General features: G+C 68.2%; 12 protein-coding genes and 1 pseudogene. 5 read left to right on the forward strand and 8 right to left on the reverse strand.

The genetic code is table 11. From position 1 onward, the window contains the following. Positions 1 to 33 precede the first annotated feature (33 nt). Positions 34 to 1,359 carry a hypothetical protein gene (locus tag ACHMW8_RS18865; RefSeq protein ID WP_395443415.1) on the forward strand — a complete coding sequence of 442 codons (1,326 nt, stop codon included), beginning with the start codon at positions 34 to 36 and terminating at the stop codon, positions 1,357 to 1,359. A 29-nt stretch (positions 1,360 to 1,388) separates the two neighbouring features. Here the strand turns inward: ACHMW8_RS18865 and ACHMW8_RS18870 are convergent, their stop codons facing one another. The 4 genes from ACHMW8_RS18870 to ACHMW8_RS18885 form a co-directional block, all read right to left on the reverse strand. Next, positions 1,389 to 3,527 carry an RNA degradosome polyphosphate kinase gene (locus ACHMW8_RS18870; protein ID WP_233586682.1) on the reverse strand — a complete coding sequence of 713 codons (2,139 nt, stop codon included), beginning with the start codon at positions 3,525 to 3,527 and terminating at the stop codon, positions 1,389 to 1,391. Positions 3,528 to 3,648: 121 nt separating this feature from the next. Next, complete coding sequence (locus ACHMW8_RS18875; RefSeq protein WP_395443416.1) at positions 3,649 to 4,440, reverse strand: chromosomal replication initiator DnaA; 792 nt, start codon at positions 4,438 to 4,440, stop codon at positions 3,649 to 3,651. Positions 4,441 to 4,724: 284 nt separating this feature from the next. Further along, positions 4,725 to 5,372 (reverse strand): hypothetical protein, encoded by a 648-nt coding sequence (locus ACHMW8_RS18880; protein WP_395443417.1) that lies wholly within the window; start codon positions 5,370 to 5,372, stop codon positions 4,725 to 4,727. A gap of 245 nt (positions 5,373 to 5,617) precedes the next feature. Beyond that, positions 5,618 to 5,968, reverse strand: coding sequence for a hypothetical protein (locus tag ACHMW8_RS18885; protein WP_395443418.1), 351 nt, complete (start codon positions 5,966 to 5,968; stop codon positions 5,618 to 5,620). A 45-nt stretch (positions 5,969 to 6,013) separates the two neighbouring features. Here ACHMW8_RS18885 and ACHMW8_RS18890 point away from each other — a divergent pair, with 45 nt between their 5' ends. Beyond that, positions 6,014 to 6,745: an EcsC family protein gene (locus ACHMW8_RS18890; RefSeq protein WP_395443419.1), complete on the forward strand. Its 732-nt coding sequence runs from the start codon at positions 6,014 to 6,016 to the stop codon at positions 6,743 to 6,745. Positions 6,746 to 6,751: 6 nt separating this feature from the next. Continuing rightward, positions 6,752 to 6,881, forward strand: a pseudogene (locus ACHMW8_RS18895) (hypothetical protein); the annotation flags it as partial. 593 nt (positions 6,882 to 7,474) lie between these two features. Here ACHMW8_RS18895 and parE read toward each other — a convergent pair. The 3 genes from parE to ACHMW8_RS18910 form a co-directional block, all read right to left on the reverse strand. Next, the gene (parE, locus tag ACHMW8_RS18900; protein WP_395443420.1) at positions 7,475 to 9,580 is read right to left on the reverse strand and encodes a DNA topoisomerase IV subunit B; all 2,106 of its coding nucleotides are present in this window, start codon (positions 9,578 to 9,580) and stop codon (positions 7,475 to 7,477) included. A 119-nt stretch (positions 9,581 to 9,699) separates the two neighbouring features. Beyond that, positions 9,700 to 11,052, reverse strand: coding sequence for an amidohydrolase family protein (locus tag ACHMW8_RS18905; protein ID WP_395443421.1), 1,353 nt, complete (start codon positions 11,050 to 11,052; stop codon positions 9,700 to 9,702). Then, positions 11,052 to 12,533: an amidohydrolase gene (locus tag ACHMW8_RS18910; protein ID WP_125158587.1), complete on the reverse strand. Its 1,482-nt coding sequence runs from the start codon at positions 12,531 to 12,533 to the stop codon at positions 11,052 to 11,054. The genes ACHMW8_RS18905 and ACHMW8_RS18910 overlap by 1 nt, the downstream gene beginning before the upstream one ends. Before the next feature lie 125 nt (positions 12,534 to 12,658). Here ACHMW8_RS18910 and ACHMW8_RS18915 point away from each other — a divergent pair, with 125 nt between their 5' ends. Further along, on the forward strand, positions 12,659 to 13,012 hold the full coding sequence (locus ACHMW8_RS18915) for a Kazal-type serine protease inhibitor family protein (RefSeq protein WP_125158586.1): 354 nt from the start codon (positions 12,659 to 12,661) through the stop codon (positions 13,010 to 13,012). A gap of 56 nt (positions 13,013 to 13,068) precedes the next feature. Continuing rightward, entirely contained in the window at positions 13,069 to 13,455 is a 387-nt protein-coding gene (locus ACHMW8_RS18920; RefSeq protein ID WP_125158585.1) for a putative quinol monooxygenase, read from the forward strand. 62 nt (positions 13,456 to 13,517) lie between these two features. Here ACHMW8_RS18920 and ACHMW8_RS18925 read toward each other — a convergent pair whose 3' ends face one another. Then, positions 13,518 to 15,695, reverse strand: a complete 2,178-nt coding sequence (locus tag ACHMW8_RS18925; protein ID WP_395443422.1) for a TonB-dependent receptor — start codon at positions 15,693 to 15,695, stop codon at positions 13,518 to 13,520. Between the last annotated feature and the right edge of the window lie 30 nt (positions 15,696 to 15,725).

Raw genomic sequence — 15,725 nt, forward strand, 5'->3', positions numbered from 1 at the left:
AAATAAGGCGGCGATCTCCACGAGGTTCCGCCGATGTCCTTTTCCCCCGACCAACGCCCCGCCGTTCGCAAGGCCCTGCGCGCCGCGTTCGGGACCGAGGGTCTCGACGGCTGGACGCCGGTGTCCGGTGGGCTGTCGGGGGCGGGGGTCTACAGGATCCGCGTCGGCGGGATCGCCTATCTGCTGCGGCTCGAGGCCGGGCGCGACGGATTGCGCGACCCGCATCGCGGCTATGCCTGCCTGAAGCTGGCGGCGCAGGCCTGCCTGGCGCCGCGGGTGCGCTACGCCGATCCGGATGACGGGGTGATGATCTGCGACTTCATCGAGGCTCGCTCGCTGGTCCTCGACTATGCCGGGGCCCGCGCCGACCTGGTGGTCGAACTGGCCCAGGCGGTGCGGGCGCTGCACGCGATCGAGGGCTTTCCGGCGCTGGTCGACTATCTGGACGGCCTCGACGCCCTGGTCGACGCCGCCGCGCGCGCGGGCGTGGTCCCCGTCGGGGCGTTCGACGCCTGGGCGCGGCTGCGCGAGGTCTGCAAGCGCCTGACGCCGCAACCGGTGTCCAGCCACAACGACCTCAATCCCGGCAACCTCGTCTATGACGGCCGGCGCATCTGGCTGGTCGACTGGGAGGCGGCGTTCCGGGCCGACCGCTATGTCGACCTGGCCGCGATCGCCAACGCCTACGCCGCCGCCCCGGAGAGCGAGGCCCTGCTGCTGCGGACCTATTTCGGGCGCGCGGCGACGGACGGCGAGCGGGCGCGGCTGTGGCTGTTCCGGCAGGTCAGCCACGTCTTCCACGCGGCGGTGTTCGTCGCCGGCGCGGCGGGGCGGGCGAGGGCGGAGCGGCTGGACGGTCCGGACCTCGAACGCGCTCCACCAGCGCCTGGCGCTGGGCGAGCCGGTGCTGGCGACCGAGGAAGGGCGGCTGGCCTACGGGCTGGCGAGGCTGCGGGCGGCGGAGGCCAACCTGGCCTCGGGCGCTTTCATGCAAGCCGCGTCGATCGCGACCTAGGGATTGATCCGGCACGCCACCGTGCGCCAGCCGTCGTTCTCGCGCCGGTGATAGCAGGTGCCGTAGCTGACCTGGCGGCCGTGGGCGCGCTGGCCGCCCTTGGTCAGGGCCCAGGGCTCGGGACCCAGCAGCAGCATGTCGGTGGTGTCGGCCCTATGCCCGCACAGCCCCCACCAGCGAATGTGGTAGCCGCCGAGCACGCCGGGGCCGTAGACCTCGGCCACCGCCTGGGCCTTGCGCTCGACGCCCGGCGCGACGCCGAAGCGGTCGACGCCGGGACGGGCGGGCAGGGCCTGGACGGCGCAGATCTCGGCCTGCCTGGCGGGCGCGCAGGCCGACAATAGCATCAGCAGCGGGACAAGGGCCCAGCCCCTCAACGCTTGCGCTTGGTCCCGACGTGGTCGAAGGCCCGGGGCATGTCGTTGGTCTTGTGGCCGCGGCCCGACAGGCTGGGATTGGTCATGAAGTAGTCGTGGGCCGAGAAGGCGCCCTTGGTCTTCCAGGCCGGGTCGCGCGCATAGTCGCCCTCGCTGTCGAGACGCCAGCTCTGGGCCTCGTCATTGAGGTTGGCGACCATGATCTGGTCCAGCACCTGCTGGTGCACGGTCGGGTTCTCGACCGGGACCAGGGTTTCCACGCGGCGGTCCAGGTTGCGCGGCATCCAGTCGGCCGAGCTGATGAACACCCGCGTCTGGGCGCCGGGCATGGCCGCGCCGTTGGCGAAGGCCACCACGCGCGAGTGCTCCAGGAAGCGGCCGACGATCGACTTGACCCGGATGTTCTCCGACAGCCCCTTGATCCCCGGGCGCAGGCAGCAGATGCCGCGCACGACCAGCTCGATCTGCACCCCCGCCTGGCTGGCGGCGTAGAGGGCGTCGATGATCTGCGGATCGACCACGGCGTTCATCTTGGCCCAGACACCCGCGGGCTTGCCGGCCCGGGCGTTGTCGGCCTCGGCCGCGATCATCTTCAGCAGGTCCGGCTTCAGCGTCATCGGCGAGAAAGACAGCTTCTCCAGCCGTCCGGGCTGGGCGTAGCCGGTGATGAAGTTGAACAGCTTGCCCCCGTCGCGGCCCAGGGCCGGGTCGCAGGTGAACAGGGAAAGGTCCGTATAGATCCGCGCCGTCTGCGGGTGATAGTTGCCGGTGCCGAAGTGGCAGTAGGTGCGCAGGCCCTCGCCCTCGCGCCGCACCACCACCGACAGCTTGGCGTGGGTCTTCCAGTCGACGAAGCCGAACACCACGTGCACGCCGGCCCGCTCCAGGTCGCGCGCCCACTTCAGGTTATTCTCTTCGTCGAAGCGGGCCTTGATCTCGACCAGGGCCGTGACGTTCTTGCCGTTGTCGGCCGCCTCGATCAGGGCCGCCACGATCGGGCTGTCCTTGGAGGTGCGATACAGCGTCTGCTTGATGGCCAGCACGTTCGGATCGCGCGCGGCCTGGCGGATGAACTGCACCACCACGTCGAAGCTCTCGAACGGGTGGTGGACCAGGATGTCCTTCTCGCGGATCGCCGCGAAGCAGTCGCCGCCGTGGTCGCGCACGCGCTCGGGGAAGCGGGCGTTGTAGGGCGGGAACTTCAGGTCCGGACGGTCCGGCGGGATCAGCTCCGACATCTGGGCCAGGCCCAGCTTGCCGTCGACCAGGATCACGTCCTCGGGCTCGGCGCGCAGGCCCTCGATGATGAAGTCGCGCAGGTCCGGCGGCATGGTGGTCTGGATCTTGACCCGCACCACCCGGCCCAGGCGACGCTTCTTCAGCCGCGCCTCGAACTCGCGCACCAGGTCCTCGGCCTCTTCCTCGATCTCCAGATCGCTGTCGCGGATCAGGCGGAACAGACCCCGGCCCTCGACCTCGTAGCCGGGGAACAGGTGGTCCAGGAACAGGATGATGAAGCTTTCCAGCGCCATGATCTTGCGCTGGCGCTTCTTGCCGCGCGTCACCACCGACGACAGCTCCCAGAACCGCCGCACCTGCGAGGGGATCGGCGCCAGGGCGTAGAGGTGCTTGTCGTCGGCGATCCGCCGCAGCTTCAGCGCCAGGCAGAAGCCCAGGTTCGGGATGAACGGGAACGGATGGGCCGGGTCGATGGCCAGCGGCGTCATCACCGGGAAGATCTGGTTGAGGAAGATCTCCTCGGCCTTCACCCGGTCCTCGGCCTCGATGTCCTTGGCGTCGAGCAGCTTCAGCCCCTCGTCCCACAGCTCGGTGCGGACCTGGCGCCAGATCTTCTGCTGCTCGCCCATCAGCTCGGCGGCCGAGGCGTTGATGCGCGCCAGCTGCTCGCCGGGGGTCAGGCCGTCCTGGCTGATCACCCGCACGCCCTCGCGCACCTGGCCCTTCAGGCCGGCCACGCGGACCATGTAGAATTCGTCGAGGTTGTTGGCGCTGATCGACAGGAACCGCAGGCGCTCCAGCAACGGGTGGCGCGGATTGCCGCTCTCTTCCAGCACCCGCTGATTGAAGGCCAGCCACGAGGTCTCGCGGTTGAAGAACCGCTCGGGCGAGGCCATCAGCTCCGCGTCGAGCGCGAGGCCGGTCTGCGGAACGGGAATCTCGGGCGCGGCGGGCGCCAGCGGCGCCAGGGACGGAGTCGGGTTCGGAAGGGCGGCGGCGTCGGTCATGGGCCTCAGTCTAGCGCAGAGTTTTCCGCAGGGTGAACGCCCAATGGTGAAGGAATGGCGTGACGGGGTGACGACAGCGACCTTGAACCCTTCCTCCTCGATGGGGGAACGGGGTCAGTCCTCCTCGCCCTCCAGATCGCCCAGCACCTCGCGCGCCAGCGCCTTGTTGACCGCGCGGTGCTGCTGCGAGGCCGCCTCGTCCAGCAGCTTGGCGGCGGCCAGGGCCTCGGCGGCCGAGCGGGGCAGGCGGGCGATCAGATAGGGATAGAGGTCGGGGATCGGGTTTCAGGTGCTCGGCCCGGAAGGCGCGCTCCAGCACCGCCCGCAGCACCACGTCGTCGGGCTCGTCGATCTCCGCCACGGTCAGGGCGTTCAGCCGCGAGCGCAGGTCGGGCACGGACGAGCTCCAGGCGATCGGCGCGACGCGGGCGGTCAGCAGCACGCTCCCGCCGTCGACCCCGGCCATGTTGAGGATGTGGAACAGGTCTTCGTCGCTCAAGGCGGCGCCGGCCGACCGCTGGTCGGCGTCCTCGACCAGGATCGCCCGGCCGCGCAGGGCGGGCAGGTCGACGCCGCCCCCGCGCGGCGCGTCGACCACCACCGCGTCGGCGGCCCGCGCCCAGGTCCGCGCCAGGTGGGTCTTGCCGACGCCGACCGGCCCGACCAGGGCCAGCCGCCCCTCGGGCCAGTTCGGCCAGGCGTCCAGCCGCGCCACGGCGTCGGCGTTGCAGCCCGAGACGGCGAAGTCCTCCCGGCCGTAGCGCGGCGCGGCGGTCAGCGGCAGTCTGAACTGGGTCGACAATCCCTGGGGCCCGGCGTGGTGAATAGGTGGGTAGGGATATAGGGCGCGTCGGCGGTTAGGGCGAGGCGGGGCGGTTGGGGATAGTGGGGATGGAAGGGCAGGGTGTGTGGATGGGGGAGGCGAGGCGTTTATTCTAGAGCGGCGGCAGAGCGCCAGGAGCCCGCCATGGCCGCGTGACTCAAACCAAATGGCCTACGGCAAACTCGGGGCGGTTCAGACCTTTCAACGACATCCGTTTACTGCGAACTCCACTCTTAACTAGTCAAAGCCTTTGGCCTTCGGCTTCACGGGTTGAAGCGTCGCTTTCGGCGTCGCGAAGAAGCACGACCCAGACTGACGCCCCGGGTTGGCTTGTAGGTCACAACCTTGCCTTGCCCAAATCGGACAAGGCAGCCCAACTGCGCCCATTTGGCTGGAGCGTGATCTTCTTTCCATGCGAGATCGAACTCGGCGCGCGCTTCGGGCGACATGGTCCCACCTTCAAGCGCAGTCGATTCTTTTGCCATCGCGCCGATCCGTTCATCGCACTGCTGACGCTCTTCGGCGCTTATTTGAGAACCGTTTAATCGACATCTTTGCCACCCCTTCAAGGCGCCAGAGAGACGGCCACGGTCGATCGCTTGACCATCTCCGCCGCTGCTCGGGCTTTGTAAGGGAGGCGTGCCTGAGGCACGGACGCTCAATTGATCCGTGAGCCGACCGGGCGCGGCCGTCGCTGCCCGGACCCGAGCCTCAAAGCGCGTCGCATCCAAAGCGGCTGCGGCTTGCGGCGTAAATTGCGCGCGCCCGGTCTTAACACTGACTGCTGCCGCTTTCTGCTCAGGCGGCTTCGGACGGGGTAGAATCAATAGTTCTAACGTTGAAGGTGTTTCGTAGTCGTCCCAGGCCGGCTTCGTCTGCCGCCACTGGTCTAGACCGAGGAACAGCACCAAGTGAGCCGCTAAGACAGACAGAAGACTAAGAAAAAAGGCCCGTGTTGGACCCTTGCGCCTTCTTCGTCTGGCCTCCGTCATCCGACTGATTTCCGTCTACAACTGCATAGATAGCCCCAGGCTAAAGTGGCAACTATGGGGCGAAACTGAATGCCCGCCCCACTGCTGATCCTCCCAAGTTTGAGTGGACACCTACGCTAGCTTTTCGGAGCTGGAGAGGAGTGTCTGATGAGCGTGAAACGTCCCTAGCCCCTGACCGCCCACCGCCACGCCAACAACGCCACCCCCACCAGGATCACCGGCCCGAACACCCGGAATGTGTGGCGCGTGCAGCGCTCCGGGAAGAAGGTGTCGTAGGGGCCGTCCTTGGCGGCGCCGTACTTCACGGCGACGGCGGTCAGGGGGCATTTGAAGCCGCAGGCGGCGAAGACGGCGCTCTCGATCGCCGTCAGGCCCAGCGCGACCCACAGCCAGGGACCGCGCGCGCCGGTGATCCGGCGGCCAGCACCACCAGGGCGGCGCTGGCCATCACCACATAGATCACCGTGTGGACGGCACGGACGAGGGTCAGGCGCTGGGCGTCGGTCATGGCGCAAGGGTAGCCGCTTCTCCCGCGAGGCGAGAAGGGCTACCTCAGGGCCATGGATCTCTCCCCCGACCTCCTCGCCTGGCGCGCCGAGCTGACCCGGCCCGCCGGGCCGCTGAACGGCCTGGCCCGCGCCACCCAGACGCGGATCAACCGGCTGATCCCCGAGAAGGTCCACGCCGCCATCACCGCCGCCATCGAGGGGATGACGCGGGCGCTGCTGGTCGGGTCGGACTACGCGACGGGCTCGCCCTTGATCGGCCTGACCCTGGACGAGCGCCGGACCCGGGCGGCCAAGGCGATCGACGGCTGGAAGAAGGCGGCGGCGGCCGAGGGCGGGGTCACCGGCCTGGGCGGCTTCCTGGCGGCGGCGGCCGACTTCCCGTTGCTGATGAGCTTCAAGATCAAGCTGCTGTTCGAGATCGCCGCCATCTTCGGCCACGACGGGACGGAACTGCCCGAGCGTCTGTATATCCTGCACATCTTCGAGTTGGCGTTTTCGGACGGCGTCCACCGCGCCCGGGTGCTGGCGGCCATGGACGACTGGGACGCGCGGCCGCATCCGGCCCACCTGGACGACTTCGACTGGCGGGCCTTCCAGCAGCAATACCGCGACCACATCGACCTGGCGAAACTGGCCCAGTTCATCCCCGTGGTCGGCGCGCCGCTGGGCGCGATCGTCAACTGGCGGCTGGTCGAGCGCCTGGGCCACACGGCGGTGATGGCCTACCGGATGCGGGCCGAGCAGGGGGCTGTCAGGACTGAGCTAACCCCGATGACACCCTAACGTTCGTCATTCCCGCCCTTGTGGCGGGAACCCCTCTGTCCGCCGCAGGTGCGGGAGGGGCGGACTGCTGAGCAGTCCGCTTGCGTCTCACGGGTCAGCTGAACCAGGGGTTCCCGCCACAAGGGCGGGAATGACGGTTGTTTGTGGGGATTGATGGCGCTGTATCCTCGGCGTTCGCGATCTTGAGGTCAACGAAATCAACGACTTCCAACTTTTTCACGCCCCTGGATCATCCGCGTTGAATCCGCCGCGATAATCAAAGCCATCCCCGTCGCGGGGAGGGCGTTTGGATCCGGCCCGATACGGCGGCGGGGGTAGGTTGAGCGGGGCCGCTGGCGGTTCCCGGAGGCTCGAAAGTCGCCCCGTCCGTACTCTTTAGGCGGATCGGCTGGCGAACGGGCGGTCTCCGGGGCCAAAACCCTCAGCGGATCGACAGGGCGGTGATCGTATAAACCGCCTATCGTGGATCGTCGGGGTCGAGACGGATGTAGCCGATCGACTTGATCCGCGCCCGTCCGGGGGTAAACGGGGACCCGAGCAGACAACGCTCACGCCTCCCGACCTCACGGGCAAGAACAGCCTGGCGGAGCGGTCAGCGAGCCGAAACACAACAAACCTCACGGTCTCCGGGTTCGCCCGGCCGCTCCGTCGCCTCCCCACCCAAACTCGCAGCCGCACGGGCGCGAGGGCGATGAAGCGCGTTCCTTCCCCACGAAGGGAGGGAGGAAGTCAGAGATCCAGATCCGCCGAGGCGAACTCGGCGTTTTCCTGGATGAAGCGGAAGCGCAGCTCGGGCTTGCGGCCCATCAGGGTCTCGACCAGGCTTTCCACCGCCTCTTCCGAGCGCGGCAGGGTCACGCGGGCCAGGGTGCGTTTCCTGGGGTCCATGGTGGTCTCCTTCAGCTGGGAGGCCATCATCTCGCCCAGGCCCTTGAAGCGGCCGATCTCGGGCTTCTTGCCCTTGAACACCGTGGCCAAGAGCTCGTCCTTGTGGGCGTCGTCGCGGGCGTATTCGCTCTTGCCGCCATGGGCGATGCGGTAGAGCGGCGGCAGGGCGAGATAGAGGTGCCCCTGGCGGATCACGTCCGGCATGGTGCGGTAGAAGAAGGTGATCAAGAGGCTGGCGATGTGGGCGCCGTCGACGTCGGCGTCGGTCATGATGATGATGCGGTCGTATCGCAGGTCTTCCTCGCGATACTTGTTCCCGCCCTGGGCCCCCAGGGCCAGCATCAGGTCCGACAGCTCCTTGTTGGCGGTGAACTTCTCGCCGCTGGCCGAGGCCACGTTGAGGATCTTGCCGCGCAGGGGCAGGATGGCCTGGTACTTGCGGTCGCGGGCCTGCTTGGCGGAACCACCGGCCGAGTCGCCTTCGACGATGAACAGCTCGGCCCCATCGACCGCGCCGCCGGCGCAGTCGGCCAGCTTGCCGGGCAGGCGCAGCTTGCGGGTGGCGCTGGCGCGGGTGACTTCCTTGTCCTTGCGGCGCTTGAGACGCTCCTCGGCCCGCTCGATGACGAACTCCAGCAGGGCCTGGGCGTTCTTCGGGCTGGACGAGAGCCACAGGTCGAACGGGTCGCGCAGCGCCGCTTCCACGAAGCGCTGGGCCTCGGAGGTCGAGAGCTTCTCCTTGGTCTGGCCTTGGAATTCGGGGTTCTTGATGAACACCGAGATCAGGGCGCCGGCCTGGGCGACGACGTCGTCGGCGGTGATGATCGTGCCGCGCTTCTCGCCCTTCAGCTCGGCATAGGCCTTGAGGCCGCGGGTTAGGGCGGCGCGGAAACCGCTCTCGTGGGTGCCGCCCTCGGGGGTCGGCACGGTGTTGCAGTACGACTGCATGAAGCCGTCGTGCTCGCCGAAGCCCTGGGGCGTCCAGCTGACGGCCCACTCGACCGCGCCGGCCTCGCCCTGGCGCTCGATGCGGCCCGAGAAGCTCTCGGGCGTGATCGTGGTCAGGCCCTTGGTCCGCTCGGCCAGGAAGTCGGCCAGGCCGTTGGGGAAGTGGAACGTGGCCTCTGGCGGGGTCTGGTCATGGATCCGCGAGGGATCGCAGGACCATTTGATCTGCACGCCGCGGAACAGATAGGCCTTGGAGCGGGCCATGCGGTACAGGCGCGCCGGCTTGAAGCCGACCGTGTCGCCGAAGATCTCGTCGTCGGGCTTGAAGCGCACCATGGTGCCCTTCTTGCGCGACGGGCCGACCTGCTGGATCGGGCCTAGCGGCTTGCCGCGCGAGAACACCTGCAGGTGCTCGAAGCCGTCGCGCCAGACGGTGACCTCGACGCGCTCGGACAGGGCGTTGACGACGCTGGCGCCGACGCCGTGCAGGCCGCCGGAGGTCTCGTAGGCCTTGCCGGTGAACTTACCGCCGGCGTGCAGGACGGTCATGATGACCTCCAGCGCCGACTTGCCGGGGTACTTGGGGTGCGGGTCGACGGGCATCCCCCGCCCGTCGTCCTTGACCGACAGGAAGCCGTCGGCGTCGAGCTTGACCTCGATGGTCTTGGCGAAGCCGGCCACGGCCTCGTCCATCGAGTTGTCGAGGACTTCGGCGAACAGGTGGTGCAGCGCCCGCTCGTCGGTGCCGCCGATGTACATGCCGGGCCGCTTGCGGACGGGCTCCAGCCCTTCCAGCACCTCGATGTCGGCGGCCGAGTATTCGCCAGGCGCCGAGGTCTTGGCCGGCGGCGCGGGCTTGGCCGATGAAGGCGGAGGCGGCGGGATCGGACGCGGCGTCGGTTCGACGTGCGGCTCCACGCTGGCCTGGAACGGCGCGGCGGGGACGGGCGCCAGGGCGTCGTCGTCGAACAGCGAGGGGGTCTTATCGGAAGATGACATTGGGGCAAGTCTAGGCGATTCGAACGCGGGGGCCCCGTATGGCCTCGCGGCCTTCCCCTGAAAAGCAAAATCCGCCCCCAGCCAAGCCGGGGGCGGATCGTTGCGGCCAGGACTCCGACCTAGCGGTAGGCGGGCGGATAGCCGCTCTGGTCGGTGGCCGCATAGCGGTCGCGCAGCTGGGTCTGGCGGCTGTCCTGCGGCTGCTCGACGCCGCCGACGAAGACGTTCAGCGGCCAGCTGGTGGTTTCCAGCGGGTCGCCGTTCCAGACCACGACGTCGGCCAGCTTGCCGACCTCCAGCGAGCCGATCTTGCCGTCCTGGCCCCAGATCTTGGCGGGGACCAGGGTCACGGAGGCCAGGCCGGCCGCGTAGGGCAGGCCGTTGGCGACCGCGAGGCCGGCGTTCAGCCGCTCCTGGCGCAGGTTGTTGAAGTCCCGCGCGCCGTTGATCGCCACCTTCACGCCGGCGGCGTTCAGGCGGGCGGCGTTGTCCAGCCGCGAGGCCAGGGTCTCGAAGCTGTCGGGCAGGTCGGCCTGCGGATCGACGATGACCGGCACGCCGGCCCTGGCGATCTCGGGAGCGACCAGCCAGCCTTCCTCGACGCCTTCGAGGATGATCCTGATCTTCTCCTCGGCCGCCAGCTTCAGGGCCTGGCGGATGTCGGCGGCCCGGGAGACGCGGATCAGCAGCGGGGTCTTGCCCTGCACGACCGGGATCAGGGCCGCCAGATCGAGACGCGAGAGACCGAAGTCCCGGGTCGCGCCCTGCTCGAAGGCCGCGCGGCGGCTGGCGAAGGCGCGAGCGTCCTCCAGCGCCGAGCGGATCAGGATCAGGTCGGCGCCGCGCGAACCGCCGGCCGCCCGCGCGCCGCTTTCGCCCAGCGAGACGGTGACGGCCAGCTTGGAGGCCTCGACGATGTCGCTCGCGCCGGCCTTCAGGCGGATGAAGGCCGCCTGGCCGCCGAACAGCGAGGGATCGCCGTCGCCGCTCTTGCCGGCGGTCATCTCCTCGACCACGCCGTCGTCGGCGTGCTCGTGCGCGCCGCCGCCGGTTCCCGACAGCACCGGCACGACGGCCGAGCTGGTGACGCCGCCGTCCCGGGCGAACGGGATGAAGGTCGAGGCCGGGTTGATCCCGTAGCTGATGTCGAAGGCGGCGCTGAGCGCGTTGCCGGTGCCGTCGTCGCGGGTCTCGCGCACCCCGCTGACCTCGGACGCGCCGAGGTTCGAGGACGAGGCGACCAGGCCCGGGGTGACGACCCCGCCCTTGGCGTCGATCACCTTGGCGTCGGCCGGCACGGCGACGCTGGCGCCCAGGGCGGCGATCTTGCCGTCCTTGATCACCAGCGTGCCGGCCGGGATCGCCGGGCCGGAGACGGGCTCGATACGGGCGTTGACGATGGCGACGGTCTCGGCCGCCGCGGGAAGGGCCAGCGCGCAGGCGGCGCTGGCGAGAAGCAGTGACCGGATCATCAGTTGAACGCTCCCTGGCCGGGTTGGCCGAGCTCGAAATCGGACTTGGGCTGGAAGCGCGCGTCCTTGCGATCGTAGATCAGCGCGCCGTCGATGAAGACCTTTTCGGCCTGGGCGTAGACGCTGAACGGGTCGCGGCTCCAGATCACCAGGTCGGCGGCCTTGCCGGGTTCGATCGAGCCGGTCTTGTCGCCGATGCCCATGGCCTTCGCCGGATTGGCGGTGATCCACTTGATCGCCTCGGCGCGGCTGATGCCGTAGCCCAGCTTGTTGCCGGCGGTCATGGCGATGGCGGCTTCCTGGTTCAGCCGCTGGGTCATGATCGGATCGTCCGAGTGGATGACCACGCAGGCGCCGTTCTTCCAGAGGATGGCGGCGTTGGCGTCGATGCCGTCCAGGCTTTCCATCTTGAAGCCGGTCCACGAAGCCCAGGTGGCCGAGCAGATGCCTTCCTTGGCCAGCAGGGGCGCGATCTTGTAGCTCTCGATCGCGTGGTGGAACATCGTGATCTTGTAGCCAAACTCCTTGGCGATATCGATCATGGTGGCTTCTTCGTCGGCGCGGTAGCAGTGGTTCTGCACCAGGATGTCGCCCTTCAGCACGCCGGCCAGGGTCTCCATCTGCAGGTCGCGCTTGGGCGCATCGGCCTTCTCGCCCTTCTGCTGTTTGGCGCGGAAGTCGTCCCACTTGCGGGCGTAGTCGGCCGCGTCGATCCAGGCCTTGCGATAGCCGAAGACATTGCCCATCGCGGTGGAGGGTGAGCGGCCCTTGCCGCCGTAGACGCGCTTGGGGTTCTCGCCGCAGGCCATCTTCAGGCCGTAGGGCGCGTCGGGGAACTTCATGCCCTGCATGGTCAGGGCGGGGACGTTCTTCAGCGTCACCGAGCGGCCGCCGAACAGGTTGGCCGAGCCGGGGAGGATCTGCAGGGTGGTCACGCCGCCGGCGCGGGCCCGGTTGAAGCCTGGGTCCTGCGGCCAGACCGAGTGCTCGGCCCAGACCTGGGCGGTGTTCGGGTCGGTGGCCTCGTTGCCGTCCGAGCGGGCCTGGACGCCCGGCGAGGGATAGACGCCCAGGTGGCTGTGGGCGTCGATGATGCCCGGGGTCAGCCACTTGCCTGTGGCGTCGACCTTGACGGCGTCGGCCGGGATCGCGGTCTCGGGTCCGCCCACGGCGACGACCTTGCCGCCGGAGGTGACGACGACGCCATTGTCGATCTGCTGGCCGGTGGCGGTCAGCACCGTGGCGCCGACAAAGGCCATGGTCTGCGAGGGGAACGGCTTGTAGGTCGAAGGGAAGCCCGTCGAGGCCTGGCCGTCCAGACCCTTGGGCAGCGGCTTGATCTCGGCCTTCTCGGCTGGCTTGCCATCCTTTTGCGCCGTGCTGGACGGTTTGGCGGGACCGCCGGTCCCGGTCGTCGCGCAGGCTGAAAGTCCCAGCGCGAGCAGGCTCACGGCAGCCGCCGCGTTACGCCATCTGATCATGAAAAACCCCGACTCTCGAAGAGGCGGGAAGGACAGACGAAATGAACCCCGTTATCAAGTCAAAGCAGGGGCGAATGGAGCCGGTCGCCGGCAAAATCGTTCCGCCTGTTCTTGGGAGGTCGTCCATGCGCCGTCTGCTCGCTTGTCTCGCCGTTGCTCTGCTGACCGCCTGCACAGCGTCCGCCACGCCGGAACCTTCGGGACCGCCGCAGCAGTCGCCGCGCGCCCCCGTCGCCGAGGGCGGCATGTGCGGCGGGTTCGCGGGCTTCCAATGCCAGTCCGGCCTGACCTGCCAGATGGAGGCCGGAGTCTGCGGGCGGGTCGCCGATGCGGCGGGCGTCTGCCGCAAGGCGCCGCAGGTCTGCACGCGGATCTATCAGCCGGTCTGCGGCTGCGACGGCAAGACCTATGGCAACGCCTGCGAGGCGGGGGCGGCGGGGGTCAGCGTCTCGGCTCAGGGCGCGTGCAAGGCGAAATAGCCTGCTGCCACATTCCGGACCGTGCTGACGCAAGGTGCGGTCGACGGGAGAAAGCCATGACCCAGATCATCCGGCGCGACGTGCTGGCCGGCGGCCTCGCCGCCGCCGCGTTCGCGCCCGCCGCCCAAGCTCAGGAGAAGACGCCCATGTACGGACTGATCGGACAGATGCTGGCCGCGCCCGGCAAGCGCGATGAGTTGCTGGCGATCCTGGGGGAGGGGACCAACGACATGCCGGGCTGCCTCAGCTACGTGATCGCCAAGGATCCGACCAACGTCGACGCGCTGTGGATCACCGAGGTCTGGACCGACAAGGACGCCCATGCCGCCTCGCTGAAGCTGCCCTCCGTGCAGGCGGCGATCGCCAAGGGGCGGCCGATCATCGCCGGCTTTCCGCAGCGCTTCGAGACCACTCCGATCATCGGTCACGGCCTCAAGGCCTAGCCGCCACGAAAAAAAGGCCGCGGATCGCTCCGCGGCCTTTTCGGTTTCCAAGACCAGAAGGTCTAGAAGTTGGCGTTCAGCGAGACGCCGACGACGCGCGGTTCGTTGACGAAGGCGGTCAGGTTGTTGAAGTCGATCGCGCCCTTGATGTTGCTCTCGTTGGTGATGTTGCGGGCGAAGGCCGCCAGCTCCCAACCGGCGTCCTTGTCGGCGTAGCCGACCTTCAGGCCGCCTTCGAAGTCGCCCTTCGAGTAGAACTCCTTCGACTGGTACAGGAACAGGTTGGTGTAGCCCTGGACCTTCCAGTCGGTGAAGGCGAACAGCTCGCCCGAGGCCACCGGGATCGAGTAGCGGGCCGTGACGTCGAAGGTGTACTTCGGCGCGTTCGGGAAGGGGTTGCCGTCCACGAGGGCCAGGCCCGCGCCGTTCAGCTTGTCCGTGACCGTGCAGGCGGCGCAGGGGGCGACGGCCAGCGTGCTGTCCTTGATCTTGGTGTGCGCGTAGCTGTAGCCGGCCGTGACGACGAAGTTCGGGGTGACCACGAACTCGCTGTCCAGTTCCAGGCCATAGGCCTCGCCCTTCTTGGCGTTGATCAGGCGGTTGGAGTTGCTGCCGCCGCCAACGGCGCTGAACTGCGGGTCGTCGATGCTGTAGGCGAAGACCGCGCCGTTCAGGCGGACACGACGTTCGAACAGCTCGCTCTTCAGGCCAAGCTCATACGACATGATCGTTTCGGACTTGGCCGACGAGGCGGGCGAGCCGAAGGCGATGTCGCGACCCTGGATCGACGGACCGCGGAAGCCCGAGGCGACCTTGGCGTAGACGCTGACGTCCTCGTCGATCTTGTAGAATGCCGACAGGTCCCAGCTGACCTTGGAATCCGACACCGAGACCGACGGAGCATTGTTAGGGCCCGAAACGACATTCATGTCCTTGTCGTCGTCGGTGTAGCGCAGGCCGCCCGTCAGGGTCAGCTGGTCGTTGACCGCGTAGGAGGCCTGACCGAACAGCGCCCAGGACTTGTTCTTCTGGCGCAGGGTGGTGGCCGGCATGAAGAACGGGTCGGTGCGGATGTCGTACTTGGTGTCGAAGTAGAAGCCGCCGACCTGCCAGCTCAGCGGACCGTCGGTGTCGCTGGCCAGACGCACTTCCTGCGTCCACTGGAACAGGTTCTTGATGCCGTCCTGGGTGCTCGACTGGAAGGGGATGAAGCCCGGGCCGCCCGGGTTGCCGCCGTCGATGTCGCCCAGGCTGTAACCGTGGGTGTTTTCATAGGCGGTGATCGAGGTCAGCTTCACGCCGTCGAAGTCATAGCCGATGTTGGCCGAGGCGCCGTAGCCCTTGTACTTCTGTGGGTTGTTGGCGGTGTTGTCGAAGGCGACCTTGTCGCGTTGGTAGTTGCCGTTGAGCTTGTTCGAGCCCTTGGTCAGCACGTTGGCGCGGAACACGGCGGCGGTGCCGTCCAGGTCGCGGCCGTGGACGTTGAACAGGGCGCTCAGCTTGTCGTTCGGCGTGACCAGCAGCTGAACGCGAGCGGCCTTTTCGTTGAAGCCGCCCAGGGCGTTTTCCTGCTTGGTGTAGGTGTTGTCGATGTAGTCGTCGCGACGCTGGAGCAGGAACGAGGCTCGGACCGCCACCTTGCCCGGGACGATGGCGCCGCCGTAGCCGCCGTCCAGGGTGACGGTGTTGTAGCTGCCGTAGGTGGCCGCCAGGCGGCCCTTGGTTTCGTCGCTGGGCTTGATGGTGTCGAACTTGACGATGCCCGCCGTGGTGTTGCGGCCGAACAGCGTACCCTGCGGGCCGCGCAGCACTTCGACGTGGTCGAGGTCATAGATCGGCGAGCTCTTCAGGACGACGTTCTCCAGGACCACGTCATCCTGGATGATCGACACCGGCTGCGAGGCGGCCAGGTCGAAGTCGGCGTTGCCCAGGCCGCGGATGTAGAAGCGCGGCGCGACGCGGCCGTTCGAGGACTCGGCGTAGAGGCCGGGAGCCTTGCCCGACAGGGTCAGGATGTCTTCGCCGGCGGCGAAGACCGACTGCAGGCGCTCGCCGGAGATGGCGGCGACCGAGACCGGGACGTCCTGCAGGTTTTCACTGCGCTTCTGGGCGGTGACGACGACTTCGCCGACGGTGGTTTCCTGGGCCAGGGCCGCCGAGCCGGCGGCCAGCGAGGCCACCAGAGCGGACAGGCCGCACGACACCGTCAGGGCGCGGCGGAAAGAGCGGTTGGGGAGCATGGAGACATCCTGTGATGGAGCGCGCCGTTC

Origin of the sequence: Caulobacter sp. UC70_42 (genome assembly GCF_044056025.1) — a bacterium.
GTDB lineage: Bacteria > Pseudomonadota > Alphaproteobacteria > Caulobacterales > Caulobacteraceae > Caulobacter.

Bases quoted from the DNA above. Each gene is read 5' to 3' on its own strand.
- ACHMW8_RS18865 (WP_395443415.1), top strand. From the start codon at position 34: ATGTCCTTTTCCCCCGACCAACGCCCCGCCGTTCGCAAGGCCCTGCGC.
- ACHMW8_RS18870 (WP_233586682.1), bottom strand. From the start codon at position 3,527: ATGGCCTCGCCCGAGCGGTTCTTCAACCGCGAGACCTCGTGGCTGGCC.
- ACHMW8_RS18890 (WP_395443419.1), top strand. From the start codon at position 6,014: ATGGATCTCTCCCCCGACCTCCTCGCCTGGCGCGCCGAGCTGACCCGG.
- parE (WP_395443420.1), bottom strand. From the start codon at position 9,580: ATGTCATCTTCCGATAAGACCCCCTCGCTGTTCGACGACGACGCCCTG.
- ACHMW8_RS18905 (WP_395443421.1), bottom strand. From the start codon at position 11,052: ATGATCCGGTCACTGCTTCTCGCCAGCGCCGCCTGCGCGCTGGCCCTT.
- ACHMW8_RS18910 (WP_125158587.1), bottom strand. From the start codon at position 12,533: ATGATCAGATGGCGTAACGCGGCGGCTGCCGTGAGCCTGCTCGCGCTG.
- ACHMW8_RS18915 (WP_125158586.1), top strand. From the start codon at position 12,659: ATGCGCCGTCTGCTCGCTTGTCTCGCCGTTGCTCTGCTGACCGCCTGC.
- ACHMW8_RS18920 (WP_125158585.1), top strand. From the start codon at position 13,069: ATGACCCAGATCATCCGGCGCGACGTGCTGGCCGGCGGCCTCGCCGCC.
- ACHMW8_RS18925 (WP_395443422.1), bottom strand. From the start codon at position 15,695: ATGCTCCCCAACCGCTCTTTCCGCCGCGCCCTGACGGTGTCGTGCGGC.